This window comes from Enterococcus cecorum (genome assembly GCF_052119425.1).
Taxonomy (GTDB): domain Bacteria; phylum Bacillota; class Bacilli; order Lactobacillales; family Enterococcaceae; genus Enterococcus_E; species Enterococcus_E cecorum_C.
The window spans coordinates 39,931-62,877 of record NZ_JBQKFH010000009.1; the positions used below are offsets into that span (position 1 = coordinate 39,931).

At 35.9% G+C, this 22,947-nt stretch carries 29 protein-coding genes and 1 other annotated feature; of the genes, 4 read left to right on the forward strand and 25 right to left on the reverse strand.

The window, feature by feature from the left end; translation table 11 throughout:
- Positions 1-127: 127 nt before the first annotated feature.
- From ACTQZM_RS03520 to ACTQZM_RS03555, 8 genes are all read right to left on the reverse strand, one after another.
- A complete protein-coding gene (locus ACTQZM_RS03520) occupies positions 128-1,513 on the reverse strand; it encodes an oxaloacetate decarboxylase subunit alpha (protein WP_113843039.1) in 1,386 nt (461 codons plus the stop codon).
- Between the two features lie 19 nt (positions 1,514-1,532).
- Positions 1,533-1,658: an OadG-related small transporter subunit gene (locus ACTQZM_RS03525; protein ID WP_016251649.1), complete on the reverse strand. Its 126-nt coding sequence runs from the start codon at positions 1,656-1,658 to the stop codon at positions 1,533-1,535.
- A gap of 16 nt (positions 1,659-1,674) precedes the next feature.
- Positions 1,675-2,790 (reverse strand): sodium ion-translocating decarboxylase subunit beta, encoded by a 1,116-nt coding sequence (locus ACTQZM_RS03530; RefSeq protein WP_171315786.1) that lies wholly within the window; start codon positions 2,788-2,790, stop codon positions 1,675-1,677.
- A gap of 15 nt (positions 2,791-2,805) precedes the next feature.
- Entirely contained in the window at positions 2,806-3,213 is a 408-nt protein-coding gene (locus ACTQZM_RS03535; protein ID WP_441652909.1) for an acetyl-CoA carboxylase biotin carboxyl carrier protein subunit, read from the reverse strand.
- A gap of 14 nt (positions 3,214-3,227) precedes the next feature.
- Entirely contained in the window at positions 3,228-3,572 is a 345-nt protein-coding gene (locus ACTQZM_RS03540) for a hypothetical protein (RefSeq protein ID WP_248625256.1), read from the reverse strand.
- Between the two features lie 152 nt (positions 3,573-3,724).
- Positions 3,725-4,180 (reverse strand): phosphate-starvation-inducible PsiE family protein, encoded by a 456-nt coding sequence (locus ACTQZM_RS03545; protein ID WP_243199277.1) that lies wholly within the window; start codon positions 4,178-4,180, stop codon positions 3,725-3,727.
- A 10-nt stretch (positions 4,181-4,190) separates the two neighbouring features.
- Positions 4,191-6,251: a macro domain-containing protein gene (locus tag ACTQZM_RS03550; protein WP_441652910.1), complete on the reverse strand. Its 2,061-nt coding sequence runs from the start codon at positions 6,249-6,251 to the stop codon at positions 4,191-4,193.
- Positions 6,252-6,536: 285 nt separating this feature from the next.
- Positions 6,537-7,484, reverse strand: coding sequence for a L,D-transpeptidase (locus ACTQZM_RS03555; protein WP_441652911.1), 948 nt, complete (start codon positions 7,482-7,484; stop codon positions 6,537-6,539).
- A 144-nt stretch (positions 7,485-7,628) separates the two neighbouring features.
- Here ACTQZM_RS03555 and ACTQZM_RS03560 point away from each other — a divergent pair, with 144 nt between their 5' ends.
- On the forward strand, positions 7,629-8,588 hold the full coding sequence (locus ACTQZM_RS03560; RefSeq protein ID WP_441652912.1) for an N-acetylmuramoyl-L-alanine amidase: 960 nt from the start codon (positions 7,629-7,631) through the stop codon (positions 8,586-8,588).
- A 116-nt stretch (positions 8,589-8,704) separates the two neighbouring features.
- On the opposite strand, the gene ACTQZM_RS03565 is transcribed toward ACTQZM_RS03560, so the two are convergent.
- A complete protein-coding gene (locus ACTQZM_RS03565; protein WP_441652913.1) occupies positions 8,705-11,344 on the reverse strand; it encodes an FtsX-like permease family protein in 2,640 nt (879 codons plus the stop codon).
- 9 nt (positions 11,345-11,353) lie between these two features.
- A complete protein-coding gene (locus ACTQZM_RS03570) occupies positions 11,354-12,055 on the reverse strand; it encodes an ABC transporter ATP-binding protein (protein ID WP_248625266.1) in 702 nt (233 codons plus the stop codon).
- Positions 12,056-12,222: 167 nt separating this feature from the next.
- Here ACTQZM_RS03570 and ACTQZM_RS03575 point away from each other — a divergent pair, with 167 nt between their 5' ends.
- The 3 genes from ACTQZM_RS03575 (at position 12,223) to ACTQZM_RS03585 (ending at position 13,618) form a co-directional block, all read left to right on the forward strand.
- Complete coding sequence (locus tag ACTQZM_RS03575; protein WP_441652914.1) at positions 12,223-12,786, forward strand: TetR/AcrR family transcriptional regulator; 564 nt, start codon at positions 12,223-12,225, stop codon at positions 12,784-12,786.
- 90 nt (positions 12,787-12,876) lie between these two features.
- Positions 12,877-13,245, forward strand: coding sequence for a DUF4234 domain-containing protein (locus ACTQZM_RS03580; protein WP_248625270.1), 369 nt, complete (start codon positions 12,877-12,879; stop codon positions 13,243-13,245).
- Between the two features lie 49 nt (positions 13,246-13,294).
- Complete coding sequence (locus tag ACTQZM_RS03585) at positions 13,295-13,618, forward strand: DUF2752 domain-containing protein (protein ID WP_441652915.1); 324 nt, start codon at positions 13,295-13,297, stop codon at positions 13,616-13,618.
- A 35-nt stretch (positions 13,619-13,653) separates the two neighbouring features.
- On the opposite strand, the gene ACTQZM_RS03590 is transcribed toward ACTQZM_RS03585, so the two are convergent.
- The 15 genes from ACTQZM_RS03590 to cbpA all read right to left on the reverse strand — a co-directional run bounded on the left by ACTQZM_RS03590 (position 13,654) and on the right by cbpA (position 22,867).
- On the reverse strand, positions 13,654-13,788 hold the full coding sequence (locus ACTQZM_RS03590; protein WP_441652916.1) for a hypothetical protein: 135 nt from the start codon (positions 13,786-13,788) through the stop codon (positions 13,654-13,656).
- A 9-nt stretch (positions 13,789-13,797) separates the two neighbouring features.
- Positions 13,798-13,947, reverse strand: coding sequence for a hypothetical protein (locus ACTQZM_RS03595; protein WP_441652917.1), 150 nt, complete (start codon positions 13,945-13,947; stop codon positions 13,798-13,800).
- Between the two features lie 58 nt (positions 13,948-14,005).
- A complete protein-coding gene (rplL, locus tag ACTQZM_RS03600; RefSeq protein WP_016251635.1) occupies positions 14,006-14,374 on the reverse strand; it encodes a 50S ribosomal protein L7/L12 in 369 nt (122 codons plus the stop codon).
- 75 nt (positions 14,375-14,449) lie between these two features.
- Positions 14,450-14,950, reverse strand: coding sequence for a 50S ribosomal protein L10 (gene rplJ / locus ACTQZM_RS03605; RefSeq protein WP_047334290.1), 501 nt, complete (start codon positions 14,948-14,950; stop codon positions 14,450-14,452).
- A 34-nt stretch (positions 14,951-14,984) separates the two neighbouring features.
- Positions 14,985-15,109: a sequence feature (ribosomal protein L10 leader region), on the reverse strand.
- A 53-nt stretch (positions 15,110-15,162) separates the two neighbouring features.
- A complete protein-coding gene (gene rplA, locus ACTQZM_RS03610; protein WP_016251633.1) occupies positions 15,163-15,852 on the reverse strand; it encodes a 50S ribosomal protein L1 in 690 nt (229 codons plus the stop codon).
- A 101-nt stretch (positions 15,853-15,953) separates the two neighbouring features.
- Positions 15,954-16,376 carry a 50S ribosomal protein L11 gene (rplK, locus tag ACTQZM_RS03615; protein ID WP_016183374.1) on the reverse strand — a complete coding sequence of 141 codons (423 nt, stop codon included), beginning with the start codon at positions 16,374-16,376 and terminating at the stop codon, positions 15,954-15,956.
- A 148-nt stretch (positions 16,377-16,524) separates the two neighbouring features.
- Positions 16,525-17,406, reverse strand: coding sequence for an alpha/beta fold hydrolase (locus ACTQZM_RS03620; RefSeq protein ID WP_441652918.1), 882 nt, complete (start codon positions 17,404-17,406; stop codon positions 16,525-16,527).
- 160 nt (positions 17,407-17,566) lie between these two features.
- A complete protein-coding gene (rbsU, locus tag ACTQZM_RS03625; protein WP_113843048.1) occupies positions 17,567-18,454 on the reverse strand; it encodes a ribose/proton symporter RbsU in 888 nt (295 codons plus the stop codon).
- Between the two features lie 24 nt (positions 18,455-18,478).
- Entirely contained in the window at positions 18,479-18,874 is a 396-nt protein-coding gene (gene rbsD / locus ACTQZM_RS03630; RefSeq protein ID WP_016251630.1) for a D-ribose pyranase, read from the reverse strand.
- Positions 18,875-18,878: 4 nt separating this feature from the next.
- On the reverse strand, positions 18,879-19,796 hold the full coding sequence (gene rbsK, locus ACTQZM_RS03635) for a ribokinase (RefSeq protein ID WP_441652919.1): 918 nt from the start codon (positions 19,794-19,796) through the stop codon (positions 18,879-18,881).
- A gap of 112 nt (positions 19,797-19,908) precedes the next feature.
- Positions 19,909-20,898 carry a ribose utilization transcriptional repressor RbsR gene (gene rbsR / locus ACTQZM_RS03640; protein ID WP_441652920.1) on the reverse strand — a complete coding sequence of 330 codons (990 nt, stop codon included), beginning with the start codon at positions 20,896-20,898 and terminating at the stop codon, positions 19,909-19,911.
- Between the two features lie 203 nt (positions 20,899-21,101).
- Entirely contained in the window at positions 21,102-21,644 is a 543-nt protein-coding gene (nusG, locus tag ACTQZM_RS03645) for a transcription termination/antitermination protein NusG (protein ID WP_016251627.1), read from the reverse strand.
- 154 nt (positions 21,645-21,798) lie between these two features.
- Positions 21,799-21,969 (reverse strand): preprotein translocase subunit SecE, encoded by a 171-nt coding sequence (gene secE / locus ACTQZM_RS03650; RefSeq protein WP_171336648.1) that lies wholly within the window; start codon positions 21,967-21,969, stop codon positions 21,799-21,801.
- 15 nt (positions 21,970-21,984) lie between these two features.
- On the reverse strand, positions 21,985-22,140 hold the full coding sequence (gene rpmG, locus ACTQZM_RS03655; RefSeq protein ID WP_018345438.1) for a 50S ribosomal protein L33: 156 nt from the start codon (positions 22,138-22,140) through the stop codon (positions 21,985-21,987).
- A gap of 85 nt (positions 22,141-22,225) precedes the next feature.
- On the reverse strand, positions 22,226-22,867 hold the full coding sequence (gene cbpA / locus ACTQZM_RS03660; RefSeq protein ID WP_018345439.1) for a cyclic di-AMP binding protein CbpA: 642 nt from the start codon (positions 22,865-22,867) through the stop codon (positions 22,226-22,228).
- Between the last annotated feature and the right edge of the window lie 80 nt (positions 22,868-22,947).

Here is a 22,947-nt window from a genome sequence, read left to right on the forward strand (position 1 = left end):
TCCTCCTAAAAATAATTTTTTGCTTTAAAAATTTAAAAGCAAAACTATTCTAACATACATTGAGCAAACATAATAATAACTTGCTTATCAATCAGAAGTTTGAACCAACCGCTTAATGGGGCTCACCTCAAAACTTTACTGTCACTGTTTGAACAGGCACATCATAAAATTTATCTTCTCTACGACCTAAGAAATCACGACCTTGTTTTGGAAATAGGGCATAAATCAAGACATCTTCTTCTGATTTCGCGTATTGCGCAATTTCTTTAGCAAACTGATCGTATTGGTCTTCTAACAAATCAGCTGGTCGGCAAGTAATAACTTCTTCTTGACCAATGATTTTTTCCTGCATTTCTTTTGAGATTGGCATGGGTGGTCGTCCATATAGCCCTTTGACATAATCTTTAATCTCTTTTGGAATTAATTTATAGCGTTCCCCTGAAATCACATTCATCAAAGATTGCGTACCAACCATTTGTGACAAAGGCGTAACCAATGGAGGATAGCCTAAATCTGCTCGCACTTTAGGCACTTCTCTTAAGACTTCTTCGTATTTATCTTGCAAACCTTGCTCTGTTAATTGACTCAATAAATTCGAGAGCATGCCACCTGGTACTTTATAAAGTAAGGTTTTTGGTTCGACATCTTTGACTTTAGGATTTAATCTTCCTTCTTTTCTGAAACGGTCCCGAATTGGATTAAAGTATTCTGCAATTTCTGAAAGCTTATCGATATCTAGTTTGGTATCAAATCCTAGCTCTGTTAAGGCTAAATCCATCGACTCAGTGGCTGGTTGACTGGTACCTCCTGCAAAAGAAGAAATAGCTGTATCAATAATATCTGCCCCAGCTTTGGCACACATTAAATAAGTCATTTCAGCAATGCCACTGGTTGCGTGTGTATGAACTTCAACCGGTACTTTTAAAGCAGTTTTTAATTTGCTCACAAGTTCAAAACCAGTTTGTGGCATTAATACCCCAGCCATATCCTTGATACAAATGGAATCAGCACCCATCTTTTCCATTTCAACGGCTAAATCAACAAAATAATCCACGGTATGAATCTCACTCGTCGTATAACTAATCGCTGCTTGACAATGACCGCCAGCTTTTTTCGTCGCGCGGATGCAAGTCTCTAAATTACGCACATCATTTAAGGCATCAAATACACGAATAATATCAATGCCATTTTCAACGGATTTTTGTACGAATTTTTCTACGACATCATCGGCATAATTCTTATATCCTAATAAATTTTGACCACGCAGCAACATTTGTAACTTCGTATGCTTCACTTCAGCTCGAATTTTACGCAATCTTTCCCATGGATCTTCATTTAAAAACCGTAAACAAGCATCAAAAGTCGCGCCCCCCCACATCTCTAAAGCATAAAATCCTGCTTCATCTAATGTTTTTAAAATTGGTAACATATCTTCTGTACTCATTCTTGTAGCGATTTGACTTTGTTGTGCATCACGTAATATAGTTTCTGTAAAACGTATAACCTTAGACATATTGACCCTTCTTTCTATCTTACTTCTTCACCTTAAATAGTGTAGCCATTAATTTAGAAGCAAGATAAATCAAAATCATCACAACAAAAACGCCACCCCAACCAAATAATAAAATTTCTAGTGCTTTGGCTAAATTCTCAGACATTCTGCTTCCTCACTTTCTACACTAACATGGATAGGACTAACCCACCGGCAATCACCGAAGCAATCTGACCAGAAACATTTGCGCCAGCCGCATGCATTAATATAAAGTTTTGGGGATCTTCAGCGGTAGCCATTTTTTGAATCACGCGACTAGACATTGGGAAAGCCGAGATACCCGCCGCCCCAATCATTGGGTTCACTTTGTCTTTTAAGAAAAGGTTCAAAAACTTCGCAAACAAAACGCCACCAACACTATCCATCACAAAGGCAACTAAACCAAGTGCGATGACCATTAATGTATCCCAGCGCAAAAACTCACTGTATTGCATTTTTACTGAAACAGCTAGCCCTAATAAAATACTAATTAAATTCACTAATTCATTCTGAGCGCTCAAAGAAAGACGATCTAATACCCCACATTCTCTAAGTAAATTACCAAACATTAAAAAGCCCACCAATGGTAGTGAAACCGGCGCAATAATTCCAGCAATTACACAAATGACTATCGGGAAAATGATTTTAGCCGTTTGTGAAACATTATGTGCTTGATAATGCATACGAATTTGTCGCTCTTTTTTAGTCGTGACTGCTTTGATGGCAACCGGTTGAATAATCGGTACTAAAGCCATGTAAGAATAAGCAGCCACCATAATCGCCCCTAAATATTTAGAATGTAACGTATTAGCCACGAAAATCGAAGTTGGTCCATCAGCTGCACCGATAATGCCAATTGACGCCGCATCATTCAAATCAAAGCCTAGTAAAACAGCCATAATTATTGTAAAGAAAATCCCAAATTGCGCGGCGGCACCAAATAAAAGTAGCGAAGGATTTTGTAACAGTGGACCAAAATCAATCATTGCCCCAATCCCGATAAACAATAATAATGGGAAGAGTTCCGTATTAATCCCTGCTTCAAACAGAATTTGAAATGGGCCTTTTTCATTTCCAGTCATCAATACCCCAGAAAATGGAAAATTAACTAAAATCGTCCCTAACCCAATTGGTACTAAAAGTGTAGGTTCATATTCCTTTTTAATCCCTAAGTACATTAAAATGCCACCAATGACCATCATCACAATGCGTCCTGGTTCTTGGACAAAGACTTGTAAGCTATCCATTAAAGCTTGCATGACTCTCCCTCCATTCTATTCAATTACAATTAACGGATCTCCAGGATTGACCATTGTATTAACCTCAACACAAATTTGTTTGACAAACCCACTGCGATGCGCGACAATTTCATTTTCCATTTTCATCGCTTCTAAGATCATCACTGGTTGATTTTCTTGTACGGAATCTCCAACATTTACTAATAATTTCAAAATATTACCAGGCATAGGGGCAACCAATGGCTCAGCATCACTTGTAACTGGACTAGCAGCTGTAGGTGTCTTAGGAACTTCTGGTGCTACCGGTGCTTGAGGCGCAACCGGTGGTGTAGGAGTTACTGGTGCTTGTGGGACAACCGGTGCTTGTGGTGCACCTCCCCCAATTTCCTCCATTTCCACTAAATATTCTTTCCCATCAATTGATATTTTAAATTTTCTAAGCATAACAATTCCTCCGACTAAATTTTTTCTTTAATAGAATGGATTTTCCATTGACTCTCTGGATAAATTTCAGCTGCCAAACTCGCTGCAATCAAGCTAATCACTTTCGCATCAGGATTGTGCTGCTTAATGCTTTTTACTTGCCAAGTACTATCCGGAGCATCTCCTGCACAAATCGCACTGCTAATAACAGCCGCAAGCTCTCTTTGGCTTCCTTCTACCTCAACGAACAATGGGATTTCGCGCCATTGTTCACCTGGTTCTTTATTATGAACTTGTTCGGTAAAAGAAGTTGCTGCCACTTGCTTCTTTTCTGGCATTTTTTCTTCTTTTTTTCCGAATATTTTTTGCCACCAACGCATGTTAACCACCTCTTATTGTTAGCGTTTACATTTCTCTTTAAAAAATATTTCTCGTAATTATTGTAACGCTTTCATAGTTATAATTGCAAGTATTATTAAACCTTTCACATAATTCTCATTGTATTTAAACAAAAAAGAGCAAGGCCAAAACCTTACTCTTTCTCTTCTTTTTTCATTTTGGCAATCATTTGCTTAACCAATATCTCTGGCTTAAATGACTTGAGATGCTCTAATATATATAAAACAATCACTAAAACCAAAATCGCAAAAGCCATAAATAAAGTCTCTAAGCCACTTCCATGTGCAAGCAACAATTGTCTTAAGATAGCGGTAATACTAATCAAAACTAAATAGCGCACCGGGATATGGTGGTCATCACGGACATATCTCAATAGCATTAAAATAATCTCTAAAAGGATAAATAATGTCGCTACCTCTTCAATCAGATAGTATAGGGAATTAGTACTTTTTAACGGCACGACTTGCTGGAAAATCGAATAAATCGCTTCACCCATCACAATAATGACAATAACGACCAAAATCCCTAACAAAATATCTACCACTGTACTAACAATTTTTTCTAAAGAACTGATTTGTTTATCGTTCATCTTTTCCCCCTTAAGCCTCTTCTAAATAATCACGAAAAGCACTGTATACTTCAAAATCTTCTGTAGATAAATAAACATGTAAAACATAATCACGATTATCAGTCATCCACTGCGCAACTGTATTGATAATGAGTGGCATTAATTCTTCTAAAGGATAGCCTGCATCATTAAAGCCAAAGATTGGCAATACAATCTGTTTCAAATTTAATTTACGTGCTTGATTTAATGACTCATAGTAGCTATTGATGACACATTCATCTGCCTGAGGACATTGCTGATATTTGGGAATAACGGTGTGGAAAATATATTTCGTTTTCGCACCAAATCCAGGAGTTACTTTCACCTCACCAGGGCGTAAAGTCATCAAATCATCATAATAATCTGCCAAACGTGTACCAATCTTTGTTCGTAACACATAATCCAAACTTTGGGTATTATCCAAATTAAATTTCAAATTATTCACGACACTATCTGCAGTTAAATTCACCACATTTGCATACTCTAAATAGATTTGACTACGCTTCATGGTTTCTTGATTACGCATGAAAATGGTCATAATCAATTCCTTTGCCAAAAAGAATGGCCGTCCATATGGATTTAGCATAATACCATTGACATTAGGTGTTTTTGCCACCATTTCCAAAATTGCTGAAATCGGATAAACAATCCCTTTCGTGCGACCGTCTTTTTCAAATTCCTCAATATTAGTAAAAGCAACAAACGCCTCTTGGTTATTCTCTACAAAAAGTCGGAACAATTCCCAAGACTTACCATCGGTTGTCATTAATATTTCATCTTTAGAACCTAAGTGATAGCTATGATGAGAATTTTTGGTTCTTATCGGGTGAACAGGTAAAATTAACTCACCACCTAAATTCATATTTTGCCGTATAGCTTCCATTAAGGCAATCGTCTCTTCAATAGATGGATCCTCATCAATCTCTTCTAAAGCAATATCAATTTGACGATTATCAATCACCGAGTCATCTTCTAAGTCACGTGCAAACTTCACGGTATCTGACTTACGCAAAATTTTGCGGGTAAATTCTAATGGCTGAGGCAAATCTTTCAAGTCATAATATTCTAGACTCAATATTTTGGCAACTTTTTCTTCTAATTGATTGCCCACTGGTACTACTACATAATCACCTTCATGGACGAAAAGATTATCTACCACATAATAATTCTGCTGCCTGGTCTCTTCAATTTCAACCAAAGCATAGATATATTGGCTGATTTCTTTATGACGGAGTGGCAGTGAGGTAAAGATATGGCCTAAAAAAGTACTTCCCTGTAGCATCAAATCATGGATAGCATCTACTAATTCTTTCCAACCAGGTGTAAAAAACATCTGATGTAAACCCCAATAATACTCTTCAAAAGTGCCATCGATCAACTCAATCTTTAAGTAAACATCTGAATCATGGACTTTGCGGTCTTCTTCTTTCCCACGACTATTTTGAGTAGCGAAAACCAATTGAAAAGTATTTAACAGTTGACCTAACTCGCGACGTTCGAATTCATAATAAGTTCTTTGATTCACTTCATCGATTTTCTCATAGGTGATCTTGCGTGTACTGCGTCGTAATGTTAAGGTCTCTTGCAAAATTAAATAGGTTTGCTTAGAAAGCATAAAATTCGAAGGCATATATTTATCTAAATTTTTGACCGTAAAAGTAACAGCTTCAATGCCTCTTCCATACTGTTCAAGTAATTCAGGAATCATGTCCAATACTTTTTGTTGAAATTTTCCCCAATTTTTTGGAAAATAATCATCTGCACCATAGGAAATAACCAATCCATCTTCATCAAAAAATTCTACATTCCATTTATTTTTTTGTTTGATTTCTGGACTAGCATCATTTGGTAAAACCGGCCAGTCAGCCAAAGAGGATTGTTTAATCTCTTGCAACCATTCTTGAGATTTTTTCTCATCAACACTTCCAGAATGATAAGTATAAAGACCCGCTATTCTTGAAAAACTATATTCAACATGTTTTCCAACTAAACGAATTTCGATACTTAATTTTTCATTCGGCGCATTGACATTAATATTCATTTGATTAAACATTGCTATCACATCTTTCTAAAGATAACATAAAACTAAAATGTTCATTTAAGAAATCAAAATTACAAGTATAATTAAATATCATTTTTATTATTTTTCATTTTTTATGAAAGCGAATCATTCTAGTATAATTCTTAATTTACATTTATGTCACTTTTATTCAATTTTACCATACATTGTTGCTTTTGTTTAGCACCTATTTTTATTAATGTATAGTTTATCGCTATAAAAAAACAAAAAATGAGTCATATTCCTAATAATCATTATCATTAGAAATTGACTCATTTATTAGGCAAGAATACTAACAGGTGTACCCGTCGGCAATTGTTCATAAAACCATTTCGCATCAGGAATTGATAATTGAATACAGCCGTGGGAAACGCCACTTCCCGTCACTCCAAGCTTTAATCCCTGACTTTTTGCATAAGGACCTTTATCAGATTCTTTATCAATGCTATGGAACAGATACAATCCGCCATCTTTCCAACCAACCGCATAGTCCGCCCCACCAAAAGTAGACCAAAAACTATTCGCTCGATAATCATTAACAGAATAACTGCCAGTCGGCGTGAAGTAACCGTTACGAGCAGTTTGACAAAGCATGGTATACACAATGTTTTCTCCACTTTTTACATAAACACGCTTTTGCCCAATTGATACCTCAATATTCAGATCCTTAACCTTAGCTAAATTGGGTTGGGAACCACCCGTTTGATAGAAATAATAGTCATCGTTGTGCATTTCAATCTGATCTTCACAAACCCACCCTAGTACTTCATCAGGAAAGGCCACTTGATACCATAATTTTCCTTGGCTCTTGACCGTTTGTCTAGAGATAGCCATAAAATGCAAAAATTGTTCAGACTTTGGATAAACAAGCGACTCTTTATGCGGATAGAGATAGATTTTACCAGTTTGAAACAAAAAATGATTCGTCTGCTCATCGACTAAAACAACAGGTTCAAGATTACGCCAACGAAAATTTTGCATTGCTGGATTTGAAACTATTTTCAATGGATTGCGTAATTCATGATTAGCCTCGGCCATTAAAGTAGTAGATGAATTCAAATTATTTTCTTTCAATTCACTTTGCTTTTGCTTATTCAAAGAAGTTGCTAGTACCGTTTCAGATAGATGCAACTTCTTTGAATAATCTCCCGCTATCCAGCGCTCAAAATAAATGCCAATTGAAAAAAACAATACCCCACTGAATAGAAATATCACAATTTTTTTCATATTTCCCCCAAAATTCTTATTCAATAATTTACATTGTAAGAAAGATTCAGTAAAATTACAAGTAAGGTGATTCAGTTGTCATTAATCTTTTACATACTTGTCACATAGTTCTTCAATATTCACTGAAAGAATGGAGGTCATTTTTTGGCTAAGAAAAAGAAAAAACGCAGATTAAAAAAGAAGTGGCGCTATCGTTTCTCCCTTCTAGGTATTCTTTTACTGTTATGGCTCATTTTTGGACCAATCAAAGGGCATTTACTACATAAACCAGAAAAAAAGGAGGCAACTACAGTAACAACCGTTAAGAAAAAAAAGATTCCTCAGCGAAAAGCAGAAGAAAAGTCTTTTGTAAAAGTAACATCTCGTGATATTAATCTATATCAAAATGCCGATGCTACTAGTCAAATTTTAGAAGCTGTATCACCAGGGGAAATTTTTGATTATCAAGGAATGGAAAATGACTTTTATTTAGTGTCTACTAATCAAGGTTTTACTGGCTATGTTTCGAAAAGTGATGCTAGTAAATTCACAAAAAAAATGCTTCAACCCATACATACACTTAAAAATGCAATTATCGTTTTAGATGCTGGTCATGGAGGCGATGACATTGGTGCATCTAGCATAAATAAAAAATACTATGAAAAAGATATGACCATCGCGATGGTTAAAGTAATCAAAAAAGCCTTAGAAAATGCTGGTGCAAAAGTTTACTTAACCCATAATTCAAGTAATAAATATATTTATTTAGATGATGTCACAAAATTTTCAATGGATAAAAATGCCGATGTTTTCTTAAGCATTCACTTTGACGCAGCTGATGTTGATAATCAGTACTCAGGCGTCAAAACTTATTACTACTATAATAAATATCAAAACTTAGCTCAAAGTATCAGTCACCAATTTGATAACCTACCTTTGAATAATTTAGGTATTGAGCAAGGAAATTTCGAAGTGATTCGTGAAACAACCCAGCCATCTCTTTTACTAGAACTAGGTTACCTTAATAATGAAAAAGATTTAGCCTATATTACCAGTAATGATTATCGAGAAAAGATCGCTAATGATATTGTAAAAGGACTTGAAAACTTTTTTAATAACAACTAATCAAAAAAGAACAGTTCATAAAGAGCTGTTCTTTTTTGTGAGGTGTAACCCTCATATAAGGAAAGGTTTATACCATGAAACAACATTTTTCACATCTTTAGCCATCACAATCTTCGTTATTCATTTGATTTTAATGCATCAATCATATGAATATGTTTCAAACGAAATTGCGTAATAACCATTACAATAAAGGTAAAGATAATCGTCATCCCACTTGCCAGAAGATAAGCACTTGCATGGATTTTTATTGGAAAAATGACTTGATTAAAGGAGACTTGATATAAAATAAAGCCCGTCAAAAGATAACCTACACCAAATCCAAGTATAATCCCCAAAATAGTGAAGATGATATTTTCACGTACAATATACATCGTAACTTCCTTGTTATAAAAGCCCAGCACCTTAATCGTAGACAATTCACGAATTCTTTCAGAAATATTGATATTCGTTAAATTATATAAAACAACTAAGGCTAACATCCCTGAGAGTACAACAAAGATAATCACAATAATATCCAGATTATCTGTCATTTTCTTTTGCAATTTAATTTGACCTGTCATCAACGTAAGATTGCTTACTTTATTAGTTTTAAGGACTTTTTTCGAAAATTTAGCTTCTTGTGATTTGCTCATCTTGGTTGCTTGAATCAGTAAAGTATTTTTTTGATAGTTACTGCCAAAAATATCTTCAGCATAATTTTTCGTCATATAAATAAAGTTACCAATATAATATTTTGCCACCGCTGCTACTTTTATTTTATATTTTCTACCGTCACTATCTTGTAAAGTCAGCATATCCCCTTTTTGCAAATCATATTCTTTTGCAAACGGATGAGTGATAATTGCACCTTGATTAGTAACATGTAGCGGATTATTCTGTAAATCTTTGAAGTGAACAAATTTTTCATTAGGATTTCCCTGATCAAAGCTCATAACCGACACAGACTTTTTATGATATTCCAACGACTGCATTTCAACAGGTAAGATTGCTTTGATATGATGATCTGAATACAGCACTTGCTCAACTTTTTCCCGACTCTTTTTTGAGGTATCGTTTAGTGAAACAATACCTTGATAATCTACAATTGGGCCGAAATGCTCATCAATCACGGCTTCTAATGAATGTTTCAAGCCCACACCTGCAACCATCAAACCGCAACAACCAGCTATCCCGATAATTGCCATAATCATGCGGGATTTATACCGAAAAATATTTCGATAGCTGACCTTTTGATTAAAGCTAAATCGTGACCAAAGCGGTGTAAGATACTCCAACAAAATTCGTTTGCCTGGCTTAGGTGCTTTAGGAAGTAAGAGATAGGCTGGCTTTTCGTGTAATTCTTTCACTAAAACCATCGCCACAGCCCCTAATGATGCGAAAATACAGGCAATAATGGAAAGTAAAATCGCACCGGTTGCATAAGATAAATGTAGCGTATCAAAAATGAAATTAGCCGTTAAGAATAGATTGATAATGTAAGGTAAAGAATTCGTTCCAGCAACAGTCCCCAAGAGAATTCCCAAGAAAGTAGCCAAACTCGCATATAATATATATTTTTGTGCAATTGTCCATTTTCCATACCCTAAAGCTTTTAGGATACCGATTTCGCGACGGTTTTCTTCTACCATGCGAGTCATGGTACTAAAGGTAATTAAAGCAGCAATGAAAAAGAAAAATACTGGAAAGACATTGGCAATCCCATCAATTTGTGTTGTTAATTCCCCATAGCTTTGAATTCCTACATTCTCATCCTTGGTATAATAGAGATACTTAGGTTCATGTAACTGTTCAAGTTTTTCCTTTTGTTTATCGAGTTGCGCCTGTTGCTTACTTAGTTGCACTTCTTTATTTTGCAAATCTGCTTGAGCTTGCTTTAATTTTGCTTGAGCCTCTAAAGGAAGCTGAGAAGCAATTGCTATTTGTGGACTGAGTTGCTGTTTGGCTTGCTGCAATTGTTGCTTACCTGCATCAAACTGTTTTTGTGCATCATCAATAGGCTTATTTGCTTGTGTTTTGATTTCAGCTAAACGTTGACCTGGACGATTTTTTAAGACTTTTTTGACCTGCGCTAATCGTTTGGACACACGTTTTTCATAATTGTTTTGATAGACATTTTGCTTTTGTAAATCTGAAAAGGCGAGATAAATGGTGCTATAAACCTCTGCTTTGAAATTCTCTTTAGGTACATAGACAAAATAATCTACAGAACCATTTCCTACCGTACTCGCTCCTCTTTCATTATTAGATACAAATAGCGGGGAATCCACAAAACCGACTAATTTATATGTTTTTTGGCGCAAATCATTCGGTAAATCAAAAGTAAAAGTTTGGCCTAAATGATAGCCTGCCTTTTTCGCCTTAGCATCCATCACAATTTCATTATCAGCTTTTGGAAGATGCCCGGATTTTACTTTAAGTTGATTGAGTTGATTTTTGTGATAGCTCAATAATTCATAGACTTTATTGGTCTTAGCATCGGCATCATATAATAAATACCCTGGATCAATCGTTGCTTTTAACTTTTTTAATGACTGAACATCTTTTTTCGTTAAGCCACCTGTAGAGATAATTTGAATATCACTAGCCTTTAAATCCCTTAATTCCTGATTAGCTGAATTTTGTAAACTAGGTGCCGCTGCCTTTACACCTACAAACAAAAACACACCTAGAAAAATAATCATCATAATGGAGAAAAAGCGGCCTTTTGATTGCTTAATTTCTCTTAAACTAGCTTTAAAATAGGTTCTATGTTTCATCATCATCACCTACCAAACAAGTTCATCAATTGATTTTGGATGTGGATTTTCTTCTATTTTTTGCACCTTGGCATCATTAATATGAATCACACGGTTAGCAATCGGAGCCAAAGCCGAATTATGGGTAATAATCAAGACCGTATTTCCATGCACTTGACTAACTTGCTGTAATAATTTCAAAATCATCTTACCTGTCTGAAAATCCAATGCGCCAGTCGGTTCATCACAGAGCAGTAACTTAGGATTTTTAGCCAAAGCCCGCGCGATAGATACCCGTTGTTGTTCACCACCTGATAATTGCGCTGGAAAATTATCCAAGCGGTTTTCTAGGCCGACAAGTTTTAATACTTCCACCGGATCCATCGCATCTTTGACGAGTTCTGTTGCCAATTCTACATTTTCCTTAGCCGTTAAATTCGGAACTAAATTATAAAACTGGAAAACAAACCCCACATCTAAGCGTCGGTAGGTCGTTAATTCTTTTTCGTTAAACTTTGCAATATCTACACCATCCACAAAGATTTCCCCTTCATCCGGTGTATCCATGCCTCCTAAAATATTTAAAACAGTGGACTTTCCCGCACCACTCGGACCTAGAATAATCGCTAGTTCTCCCTTCTTGACAGAAAAAGACAGTCGATGATTCGCTGTAATGGTGGTCTCACCCATTTGGTAATGTTTGGATTCATTTTTCACTTCGATATATTCCATGAAATTTTCCTCGCCTTACTTTTCGATTATTTGTACACAGTGTTGAATTTTTAACACACTGTTAGTATACTATGGTTAATAAGAAAGCTCAAGAAACAATCTACAACGCTATGCCATGAACTGAACACATTTTTAGTAACTGTTCATCATCAGAAAGGAAGATTTTTATGGCTGGAACAATTGATAATCGTCGGAGTCAGTTTACCAAACAAATCATTCAACAGACCTTTTTTGACTTGCTTAAAGAAAAAGACTTAAACAAAATAACCGTGAAAAAAATTGCCGAAAAAGCAGATATTAATCGGGGGACTTTTTATCGCTATTATACCGATGTGCTAGACTTATATAACAAAATCCAGACGAGCTATATCCAAACCGTCAAGCAAGAATTTTCTGAGACCGATTTAAATCTAGAGAAGAGCCTGACCACACTCCTCAATTTTGTCAAACAAGATGAAGGATTACAGATTCTAGTTCTAAAAAGTAGTCAAAGTGATAAATTTACTGAACAGGTCTTACTAAGCATCAAAAACCTGTCCTTGCAAAACTTTGCCTTAAATTTTCCACAAGCGAGTCCTTTTGAATTGGAACTCTCCTTTGCCTACTTCACCTCTGGAGCCATCTCTTTAATCAAATATTGGCTAGAAGAAGACATCAATTATCCTATTGAAAAAGTCGTGCAACTTCTCATCCAATTAACACAAACGGCACATTTTACCAACCATTCATAATGATTCGGTCCAAAGGTGGATGAAATGAACTTTATTTTTGTGTATAATAAGTGCAAATGAAAAAATAATTTAGTAGTTAGGAGTTTAAAAATGAAGATTACCAAAAGAAACTTTGTCGTATCCATCCTTTTAAGTTTAGTCACTTGTGGGATTTATTCTCTTTACTGGATGGTGATGCTAAACGATGAAATTCACAACATTTATGAATCCATGTATCCCGAAGACTTAAGTACCACACGCGTCTCTGGTGCTTTATTATTAGTCTTTACCTTTATTACTTGTGGTATCTATAGCTTTTATTGGTACTACAAGATGGGAACTTTATGTAACAAAATCTCTAAAAACAATAGCAATTTTGATTTAATCTTCTTAATTTTAGCGATTTTCCAATTACCTATTGTCAATATGTGTATTATGCAAAATATCGAAAATAATTTCTTTGATGAATATGAATTCTAAAAAAACAATAACAAAAAGCCAAATACAAAAAGAAATCCGATACCTCTTGATGATTATAGGTATCGGATTTGGCTATTATCTTTGGTTAAATTTCACCCATTTAGGTATTCCCTGTCCATTTCGTACAATCACTGGTTGGTTATGTCCTGGTTGTGGGATTACACATATGTTGATTGCACTCATTCAGCTAGACTTTCATACCGCCTACTTGGAAAATCCGTTTTTATTACTAACTTTGCCGTTTTTGATCGGTGAAATCCTCTATCAACGCTATTTACAGCTCACCAAACAAACGAATCCTCAGTGGAATCAAGTCTTATTATGGCTATATGTGATTGCCTTAATCATCTTTGGTATCCTGCGTAATCTATAAGAATTTAAACAAGTAGTTTCATGCTGCTTGTTTTTTTATTTTAAATCTCGCAAATTTTCCAAATCATTCAAATCAAAACCTAACCCGCCCTCTTGATACATCAAATCATACGCATCATAAGCTCCTAGCAAGTAACCTACACTTGCAAAATATCTAATAAAACTTTGCATTCTCTATACTCAATCAATTCCATACCATTCATTATTTTCCTTTTCATCATAATGATTTTGAGAATTTTTATGACTTACTTTCTCTAATTGACTTTCATCACGCCAATCAGGTTCATATGAATGATCAAATGGTTCAACCATATAAAATTCAGAACCCAAAAAAAGACCCAGGAAACACAATCGTTTCCTGAGTCATCAACTCTAATTAAATAACAAATTATTTAACTGTTACAGTTGCTCCAGCTTCTTCTAATGATGCTTTAAGAGCTTCTGCTTCTTCTTTAGAGATTCCTTCTTTAACTGGTGCAGGAGCGCCATCTACAACAGCTTTAGCTTCTTTCAAGCCTAAGCCAGTAGCTTCACGAACTGCTTTGATAACTTTAACTTTTTGGTCGCCAGCAGCTGTTAATTCAACAGTGAATTCTGTTTGTTCTTCAGCAGCTGCTGCACCACCAGCAGCAGCAACAGCTACAGGAGCTGCAGCAGATACGCCAAATTCTTCTTCGATAGCTTTAACTAAGTCGTTTAATTCTAAGATTGTTGCGCCTTTTAGCTCTTCAACAATGTTTTCAATGTTTAATGCCATTATGATTTTCCTCCAATATTTTAAATAATTAATATGTTTTCAAATTGCATCAATTTCTGATTGATTAAGCAGCGATTAAGCCACTTCTTCGTTCTTTTCTGCCACAGCTTTGACAGCGTATGCCACGTTGCGGACTGGAGCTTGAAGAACAGATAGTAACATAGATAGTAATCCTTCGCGGTTTGGTAATTTTGCCAATGCATGGATTTCTTCCAATGATGCCACTTTACCTTCGATGATACCACCTTTGATTTCTAATGCTTTTGCTTCTTTAGCAAATTCATCCATAATCTTAGCTGGTGCGACTACATCTTCGTTACTGAATGCTACAGCAGTAGGACCTGTGAATACTTCATCAAGACCTTCTAAACCAGCAGCTTTAGCAGCACGAGAAAGGATAGAATTTTTGATAACTTTCATTTCTACGTTTGCTTCGCGTAATTGTTTACGTAAACGAGTTACTTCATCAACTGTTAATCCACGGTAATCAACGATTACAACAGATGCAGCAGCGTTGAATTTTTCTGTAACTTCTTCAACAATAGCAGCTTTTTTAGCGATAGTTGCTTCACTCATTATACTTTCACCTCCTGATTTTGATGGAAGAGTTTCTCTATACGAAAAAACTCTATGCCACCGTAGACATAGAGGGACCATTGATCTTATCAATAAATGTCCTCGGTAGGATTTATGAGTTACCTCACCTACTGTCTTCGGTACAGTTAATTATTTAACCTTGTCCACTTTACCATGATAAAGTGGACAAGTCAACACTTTTTTTCTAAAAATTAGAAACTAGCTTGGTCAACATGGATTCCAGGACCAAATGTTGTTGTAATTGTAATGTTCTTCATGTATTGACCTTTAGCAGCAGATGGTTTTGCTTTTACTAAAACGTCATGAATAGTCTTGAAGTTTTCAACTAATTTTTCGTTGTCGAATGATACTTTACCGATTGGTACATGAATGTTACCGTTACGGTCTACACGGTAAGTTACTTTACCAGCTTTTACTTCGTTAACTGCTTTTGTAACGTCCATTGTAACAGTACCAGTTTTAGGGTTTGGCATTAAGCCTTTAGGACCTAAGACACGACCTAATTTACCAACTTCAGCCATCATATCAGGAGTTGCTACGACAACGTCAAAGTCGAACCAACCACCTTGAATTTTTTGTACTAAGTCTGCTTCGCCAACATAGTCAGCACCAGCAGCTTCTGCTTCTTTTGCTTTTTCGCCACGTGCAAATACTAAGACAGATTGAGTTTTACCAGTACCATTTGGTAATACAACAGCGCCACGAATTTGTTGGTCTGCTTTCTTAGGATCTACATTTAAACGATAAGCAACTTCAACAGTTGCATCAAATTTTGCAAAGTTTGTTTCTTTTGCTAAAGCTACAGCTTCTTCAACAGAGTATAATTTCGCAGCTTCAACTTTTTTCAATGCTTCTTGCATTTTTTTGCTTTTTTTAGCCATTAGTTTTCCTCCTTGATGTGGTTATAACGGTAGAACCTCCCACGTGTTTTATATTTTTCAATATAAAGCCAACTGAGAAGCTACGCTAGGGTGTGCAGAAATTATTCTACAGTGATACCCATGCTTCGTGCAGTTCCTTCAACCATGCGCATTGCAGCTTCAACAGATGCAGCGTTTAGGTCTTCCATTTTCAACTCAGCGATTTCTCTTACTTGATCGCTAGTAACTTTGGCAACTTTAGTTTTGTTAGGCACACCTGAGCCTTTTTCAATTTTAGCAGCTTTCTTTAATAATACTGCAGCTGGTGGTGTTTTTGTAACGAATGTGAATGAACGGTCTTCGTATACAGAAATCACAACCGGAATAATTAAACCTGCTTGATCAGCGGTACGAGCATTGAATTCTTTAGTGAATCCCATGATGTTAACCCCTGCTTGACCTAATGCAGGACCTACTGGTGGAGCTGGTGTTGCTTTACCTGCAGGAATTTGCAATTTAACAATTTTTTCTACTTTCTTTGCCACGAGACATACCTCCTTGAGTCCGTGATGTGGTTAATTGGAGCTCAAAATTTCTCCTCCCACGTAATGTACACTTTTTCGTGCACACTGGAATAGTATAGCGTAAGATTTTATAGTTTTCAACCGTTTTTTCAAAGTTTTTTCAAAAAAATTATTTCCAAAGTATTTCTGCGATTCTTTTATCTACTTTTGGATTAGCATGAAGCGCTGAATGTTGGGCTAAAATTCCTTTAAACACAAAAGTTTCAACGGGTATTTGTTGACTGGATAATAATTGATTGACGGCAAGGGCAGAAGTAAGTGGCACAGTACCATCGCTTAAATCAGACGCGGTTAATTGTCCCGCAAATAAGCTCACTTGGACATTTTTAGGGAAATTAGCGATATTACTTTGAAAATCTTGATACCGTGGGCTAATCTGTGTCGGTCCTTGTTGTAATAATTGATCCACACTTTGTTCATTTGAAGTATCTAAAAATTCATTAAACGGTGCTGCAATCGAAATAAAATGCTCAACCGTTGGCAGTTCGCCTTGATTTTGATACGTTTCTAAAAAGCGAAATAGACTAACCCCACCCATCGAATGTCCGACTACATTGACTTTTTCAACATGATATTGGGCTTTCACAAATTGTAAAGCTTGATAAATCCATTCGGCCTGATTCCATTCATTGTTTTTATTATCAGCAAATAATACATTTATGAGTACTGGTTTGTCTGCTTGTTCAAATGTCCCGGATGTCTGAATCGTGCCATCTGTATTCACAGTCAAATCCAGCGTATGTGTTGCTTGGTAACGGGAACAAAGGCGTTGAATCATCCCACCCATCGAATGTTTGGTTCCGCCATATCCGTGAAAAAATAAAGTGACAGGATAGGATTTAACTTCATTTTGTGTTGAAGTGACTTGTTTGTGATTACTATGTGCTGCTTTTGGTGCGGTTTCTTTATGACTTGGCCAGAAAAACCAAAGTAAAACAACCATCACCCCAACTGCTAATAAACCAAGTATACGATAAAGTTGCTTTTTCATAATCAATCTCCTTAAATGCTATTCAAAGATTAATATACGCTAGATTACAACACATTCAAGAAATAGCCAGTAATCTTAAAAAAATCTTTTCTATATGATAAAAACGAATTTCCAAACAACCACCATCAGTTGCTTAGAAATTCGTTTATGTTCATTATTTTTATACAATTACCGTCAAACTTGCAGCAAAGATAATAAGTACCAAGCCTAAAATTGTTACAGTCATTTCTTTTTTGGTTTTTGCTTGTTTTAAGAAATAAATACCAGTTAAAGTTGCTAATACTACGGATGTTTGTGACAAAATAAAACCAGTAGCCAACCCATTCATATCTGGTTGAGCAGAAATCAAATAAGTCAATGCAGCAAAGGCAAAGAAGAATCCTGAAAAGATTTGTTTATAGGATACTGCTTCTTGTAATGCTAAAGGTTCGTTTGTCTTGAAATGATTGTAAAAGTCGTAAACCACTGCGACTAAGACCATCCCAATTGCTTGTGGTAAGAAAGCTTGCATCCCAGTTAAACTAGTCGCTTGTGGGGCAGCAGAATAGGCCCAATAACCGATTTCACCCACGGCTAAAATCAATACCGCTTTTTGTAAATGGGCTTGATGTTCAGTATTTTTATGTTCGCTCCAAACCGTCATCCAAGCACCTAGAATAATTAAGACTAAAGCTAAGGCGCCAATGATTTTATCCATTGCACTTGGCCAATCACCTAAAGCAATGACACCCCATAAAGAAGCCCCTAGTAATTGAAAAGCAGTGGTAATTGGCATCGCACGTGAAGAACCAATTAAAGTAAAACTATAAAAAGTCAAAATTTGTGCACTTGCCCAGCCAATTCCTGAAAGAATCGCAAAAAGTAAATCATGTCCAGTTGGCAGTGCGATTCCTTGCGTCATATTAAAAATAAGGGCAAAAATCAAGGTTCCTAAAGTCGCACCTAAAATCTGATTACTTGGACGTCCACCAAATTTGGAAGCAATCGTAGGGAAAATCCCCCAACCAATCAATGGCCCTAAACCAACTAATAATGCTACAGTGTTCATAAAATCAAAAATCCCTTCTAATAATTAAAATACTACGCCGCTTTCTAGTAAGATATTGGCATATGGTGTCATTTCACCCGTTCTGATAAAGGCATGACAACGATTTAAATCTTGTTTCATTTGACTATGTGGAATAAAGGCAATTTCCACTTCTGGCATTAGTTTCTGAATTTTAGCTAACATATTTGGATTGTATGTTTTGATTTCTTCTGCTAGATAAATCTTTTGAACTTCTAATTCTGTTAAGACATTTTCCAACACATCGATAAAACTAGGCACACCCTTAGTTACTGCTAGATCAATCTTTTCTGTGGTCATTGGTACTGGCATCCCCGCATCACCAATACTTAATAAGTCAAAATGCCCCATTTGTGCAATTACACGTGAAATATCTGAATTAATGACAGTTGATTTTTTCATATGATTAATCCTCCATTGGTTTCATTTCATTTAAATAAGGAATAGATGGTTGCGCACCAAAGCGTTGAACTGTTAATGAAGAAGCTTGGTTCCCATAAGAAATAGCTGCGCGTAAGTTACTTAAATCTTTCTTCAACACTGTACTTAAAGCACCGATAAAGGTATCTCCTGCAGCAGTGGTATCTTTGGCTTCAACTTTGAAGGCGGGCACAATGCCACTTTCACCATGCACATCATAATAAGCGCCCTTACTTCCCACAGTAATAATGACCCCTTCAATGCCTAAATCATGAAGTTTTTGAGCGGCTTTTTGCATACTTGCTTCATCGGTTATTTTGACACCAGTTAGAATTTCGGTTTCCGTTTCATTTGGAATAATAATATCAGTTAATCGTAGCAATTCTTCCGGCACTTTTTCCATAGCTGGCGCTGGATTTAAAATCGTTTTTACTCCGGCTTTTTTCGCAATTTCAAAAGCTTGAATCGTACTAGCTAAATGACTTTCAAATTGAGCAATAATAAAATCACTCTTTTCAATGATTGCTTGATGCGCTTGTACATGCTCTGGTGTAAAAGCATTATTGGCACCCGCGTGAATCATAATACTATTTTGTCCTAAGTCATCCACCATAATATACGCTTGACCCGTAGCTTCCCCTTTCACATGAGCCACAGCATCTAGGTTAATTTCTTCTTCGCTTAGCAATTCCAACATCAACTTACCGGCTTCATCTTCGCCAACAGCCCCGATGAAATATGTATTCGCACCTAGACGTTTAGCTGCTACCGCTTGATTGGCTCCCTTACCGCCACCTGCAGAAAAGATTTCTTTCGTATGCATGGTTTCGCCAACTTGCGGCATATGAGTCAAGCGAATCGTACGGTCTAAATTAATGCTTCCAACAACTGTAATCGTATTCATAATTAAAAAAGCTCCCTTACCTAAATATTTTTATCCGGATAATCGATTTGGTTAAAACGTTTTATTAAAACGTTTTAAAACTTTACAAAAAGAATATAGCACACTTTGTAAGCTATTTCAAGTGTGCTGTTGTATTTCTTTTTATTAATTCTACAGGTAAGACTTTTCTCGCCCAAGCTTGTTTAGGGTTGCGTATCCGCTCTAGCAACAATTCAGCTGCCATTTTCCCCAAATCAAATGTTGGTTGGGCAATCGTAGTTAAAGTTGGTGTCACATATTCAGACATCGGTGAATTATCATAGCCCACAATGCTATAATCATCAGGGATAGACTTGCCCACTTGCTTTAACTGATACATAACCCCTAAGGCAATCTCATCATTTAAAGCAAAAATTGCTGTTACATCCGATCCTAATACTTTATCCACCGCCATCTTACCACCTTCACGTGTTAAAGGCTGATCTATAAAAAGAAATTCTGGATAAATCTTCGTAAAACCTTCAATACGAGCTTGAATATTACTTGGCGCATCTTTAGGTCCAATCACTGCTACTTTTTCATGACCTAATTCATATAGATAATTAGCAGCCAGCACACCACCAGTAACATCATCAGTAGAGATCTCATCACTCACACCTTCAGATTTCTTTTGATCTAATACAATATATGGCACTTGATTTTTGGACAATTGTTCCTTTAACGTTTGATTGGAAATAGTGGAACTAGCAATAATAAATCCATCCACTCCTCGCCTAATCAATTCTTGTAAATATTCGCTTTCTTTTTGCACACTAAAATCAGCATCGCAAAGCATCACAATATATTTTTGTCCATATACGACATTTTCAACACCTTTTAATAACAAAGAAAAAAATGGATTAGTAATATCAGGCATCATTACACCAATTGTTTTACTTTTTTTCATAACCATCCGTTGAGCAAAATAATCCGGCTGATAATCCAAATCTTCTTTCGCCTGCATGACTTTTTCAACCGTTTTAGGACTAAATTTGTCTGCATTTCCATTCAAAATTTGGGAAACCGTCGCAATCGACACTCCTGATTTGGCGGCTACTTCTTTGATAGTAACTTTCTTTTTCATGACACAACCTCATTTTCACAAACAATCTATGTAATAATCTTGATTGATAAGCCCTGTATGTCCCTTTTGTTCTCGGATAAAGCCTAAATGCTTGTTATCTACCTCAGTAGCACTTGGCCATCATTTATCCAAAACACTTTCTAAAAAAAGCGATACTCATGAAAGTACCGCTCGTTTATGAAATATTGTAAGAAAGGCTAATCTTAAATATTATCGACTTGATCAAAATCTAGTTCAGCGCTTGTTGCACGACCGAACATATCGATATTTACTTTTAATTTTTGTTTTTCATCGTCAATTTCAACTACTTGACCTTCCATACCAGCAAACGCACCTTCAATGATTTTCACTGTATCACCTAAGCTCACTTCTAAATCAGAAGTACGTGTGCTCATGCCGATAGAGCGTAAAATTGAATTGATTTCTTCTGGTAATAATGGTGCTGGTTTACTTCCTGCGCCATGACTACCAACAAAACCAGTAACACCAGGCGTATTACGAACGATATACCAAGATTCATCTGTCATGACCATTTCCACTAAGACGTAACCAGGGAAAGTTTTATGAACGATTTCTTTTGACTTACCGTTTTTGATTTCTGTTTCTTTTTCTTCAGGAACAACCACGCGGAAAATGTAATCCCCCATACGCATGCTTTGTGCACGTGATTCAATGTTTGCTTTTACTTTATTTTCATATCCAGAATAAGTGTGTAAGACGTACCATTGTTTTTCAAAAGTTTCCATTGTTTTCTCCTATCTTTATCTTTTCTTATTTGCAACCTAACAAAAAAACCTCAGGCCACCTGAAGTTTATCTACAGACACAGTATAGCAAACTTTACAGACAAATGCTATAGCAATCCAGTAAAAAAGCGAGCCAAAATCGACCCGCTTCTTGATTATTTCAAAACCAATGCTAATAATTTTTGAATGACCGTATCCATCACAAAGAACATCACTGCAAAGATAATTGAAGTTTCGATTACGACAATGGTATCTTTACGTAATTGTTGTTTGGTTGGCCAAGTCACGCGTTTCATTTCATCAATCACGCTTTTAATAAACTTCATGCCACTTACTTCCTCCTACTTAGTTTCACGATGTAAGGTATATTGATTACAATATTTACAAAACTTATTAATCTCTAAGCGTTTATTGGCATTTCTACTCGTACTAACCGCTTTAGAATAATTACGTGAACCACAAACGGAACAAGCTAAGGCCGCTTTTTTGACTGCCATATTCATCTCACCTTTCCATTTGAAATACATTAATGTTAAAGTATCACGCTTTTTACAAACTGTCAACCATCCCTACTTTACATACTTAACGACTTTCTGACAAATCTTCTACATCAACCACGCGGAAATGTTTGCTTTCTAGTGCCTCAACAATCTTATCACAGGTTTCTTTATCAACCTCTTTTGGTAATGTAAATAACGTGCGACGAACAAACTGTTCATTTTCTAAATCAAGGGTAATACAACTAGCAATACTGGCATATTTAGAAATGATTTTACCAATCGTCGCAAACTCTCCACGTTTACCCGGAGAAGCTACAGTTAAAACATAACTTCCTTGATTGACATTCCATGACTGAGAAAGCATATTAAGTAAAGAACTGTGTGTTAAAATCCCATAAAATTGATTTTGTTCGTCTAGTACTGCAATATAAGGCAATTCCTTTATGGTAAAAAATACTTTAAAGAAGGAAGAATTTAAGTAGATAAACTTGGTCGCATTCTTCAATAAATAAGTAACAGGAAGATTCATATCTCCTCCATTTGCAATATGACGATATATATGCATTTTATAAATATTTCCACGGAAAATACGGCCGGTTTCATCCAATATCGGCACACATCTAAATCCTGATTCTTCAAGAATATCCAACGCTTCTCTTAATGTGTTGGTTTCTTTGACCGTTGTTAAATTTTCTTTCTTATATACCATGGATTTCAATAACATAAAAATCACCCTGACCTTTTTTATTCTCTTTTCATTATACTATAGTTTCACTCAAAATGGGAATGATTCTAGCCATCTTT

Coding starts and splice junctions, on each gene's coding strand:
- ACTQZM_RS03520 (WP_113843039.1), bottom strand. CDS start 1,513: ATGTCTAAGGTTATACGTTTTACAGAAACTATATTACGTGATGCACAA.
- ACTQZM_RS03525 (WP_016251649.1), bottom strand. CDS start 1,658: ATGTCTGAGAATTTAGCCAAAGCACTAGAAATTTTATTATTTGGTTGG.
- ACTQZM_RS03530 (WP_171315786.1), bottom strand. CDS start 2,790: ATGCAAGCTTTAATGGATAGCTTACAAGTCTTTGTCCAAGAACCAGGA.
- ACTQZM_RS03535 (WP_441652909.1), bottom strand. CDS start 3,213: ATGCTTAGAAAATTTAAAATATCAATTGATGGGAAAGAATATTTAGTG.
- ACTQZM_RS03540 (WP_248625256.1), bottom strand. CDS start 3,572: ATGCGTTGGTGGCAAAAAATATTCGGAAAAAAAGAAGAAAAAATGCCA.
- ACTQZM_RS03545 (WP_243199277.1), bottom strand. CDS start 4,180: ATGAACGATAAACAAATCAGTTCTTTAGAAAAAATTGTTAGTACAGTG.
- ACTQZM_RS03550 (WP_441652910.1), bottom strand. CDS start 6,251: ATGTTTAATCAAATGAATATTAATGTCAATGCGCCGAATGAAAAATTA.
- ACTQZM_RS03555 (WP_441652911.1), bottom strand. CDS start 7,484: ATGAAAAAAATTGTGATATTTCTATTCAGTGGGGTATTGTTTTTTTCA.
- ACTQZM_RS03565 (WP_441652913.1), bottom strand. CDS start 11,344: ATGAAACATAGAACCTATTTTAAAGCTAGTTTAAGAGAAATTAAGCAA.
- ACTQZM_RS03570 (WP_248625266.1), bottom strand. CDS start 12,055: ATGGAATATATCGAAGTGAAAAATGAATCCAAACATTACCAAATGGGT.
- ACTQZM_RS03575 (WP_441652914.1), top strand. CDS start 12,223: ATGGCTGGAACAATTGATAATCGTCGGAGTCAGTTTACCAAACAAATC.
- ACTQZM_RS03580 (WP_248625270.1), top strand. CDS start 12,877: ATGAAGATTACCAAAAGAAACTTTGTCGTATCCATCCTTTTAAGTTTA.
- ACTQZM_RS03585 (WP_441652915.1), top strand. CDS start 13,295: ATGATTATAGGTATCGGATTTGGCTATTATCTTTGGTTAAATTTCACC.
- ACTQZM_RS03590 (WP_441652916.1), bottom strand. CDS start 13,788: ATGCAAAGTTTTATTAGATATTTTGCAAGTGTAGGTTACTTGCTAGGA.
- rplL (WP_016251635.1), bottom strand. CDS start 14,374: ATGGCATTAAACATTGAAAACATTGTTGAAGAGCTAAAAGGCGCAACA.
- rplJ (WP_047334290.1), bottom strand. CDS start 14,950: ATGAGTGAAGCAACTATCGCTAAAAAAGCTGCTATTGTTGAAGAAGTT.
- rplA (WP_016251633.1), bottom strand. CDS start 15,852: ATGGCTAAAAAAAGCAAAAAAATGCAAGAAGCATTGAAAAAAGTTGAA.
- ACTQZM_RS03620 (WP_441652918.1), bottom strand. CDS start 17,406: ATGAAAAAGCAACTTTATCGTATACTTGGTTTATTAGCAGTTGGGGTG.
- rbsU (WP_113843048.1), bottom strand. CDS start 18,454: ATGAACACTGTAGCATTATTAGTTGGTTTAGGGCCATTGATTGGTTGG.
- rbsD (WP_016251630.1), bottom strand. CDS start 18,874: ATGAAAAAATCAACTGTCATTAATTCAGATATTTCACGTGTAATTGCA.
- rbsK (WP_441652919.1), bottom strand. CDS start 19,796: ATGAATACGATTACAGTTGTTGGAAGCATTAATTTAGACCGTACGATT.
- rbsR (WP_441652920.1), bottom strand. CDS start 20,898: ATGAAAAAGAAAGTTACTATCAAAGAAGTAGCCGCCAAATCAGGAGTG.
- nusG (WP_016251627.1), bottom strand. CDS start 21,644: ATGGAAACTTTTGAAAAACAATGGTACGTCTTACACACTTATTCTGGA.
- secE (WP_171336648.1), bottom strand. CDS start 21,969: ATGAAGTTTATTAAAAGCGTGATTGATGAAATGAAACGCGTGACTTGG.
- rpmG (WP_018345438.1), bottom strand. CDS start 22,140: ATGGCAGTCAAAAAAGCGGCCTTAGCTTGTTCCGTTTGTGGTTCACGT.
- cbpA (WP_018345439.1), bottom strand. CDS start 22,867: ATGTTATTGAAATCCATGGTATATAAGAAAGAAAATTTAACAACGGTC.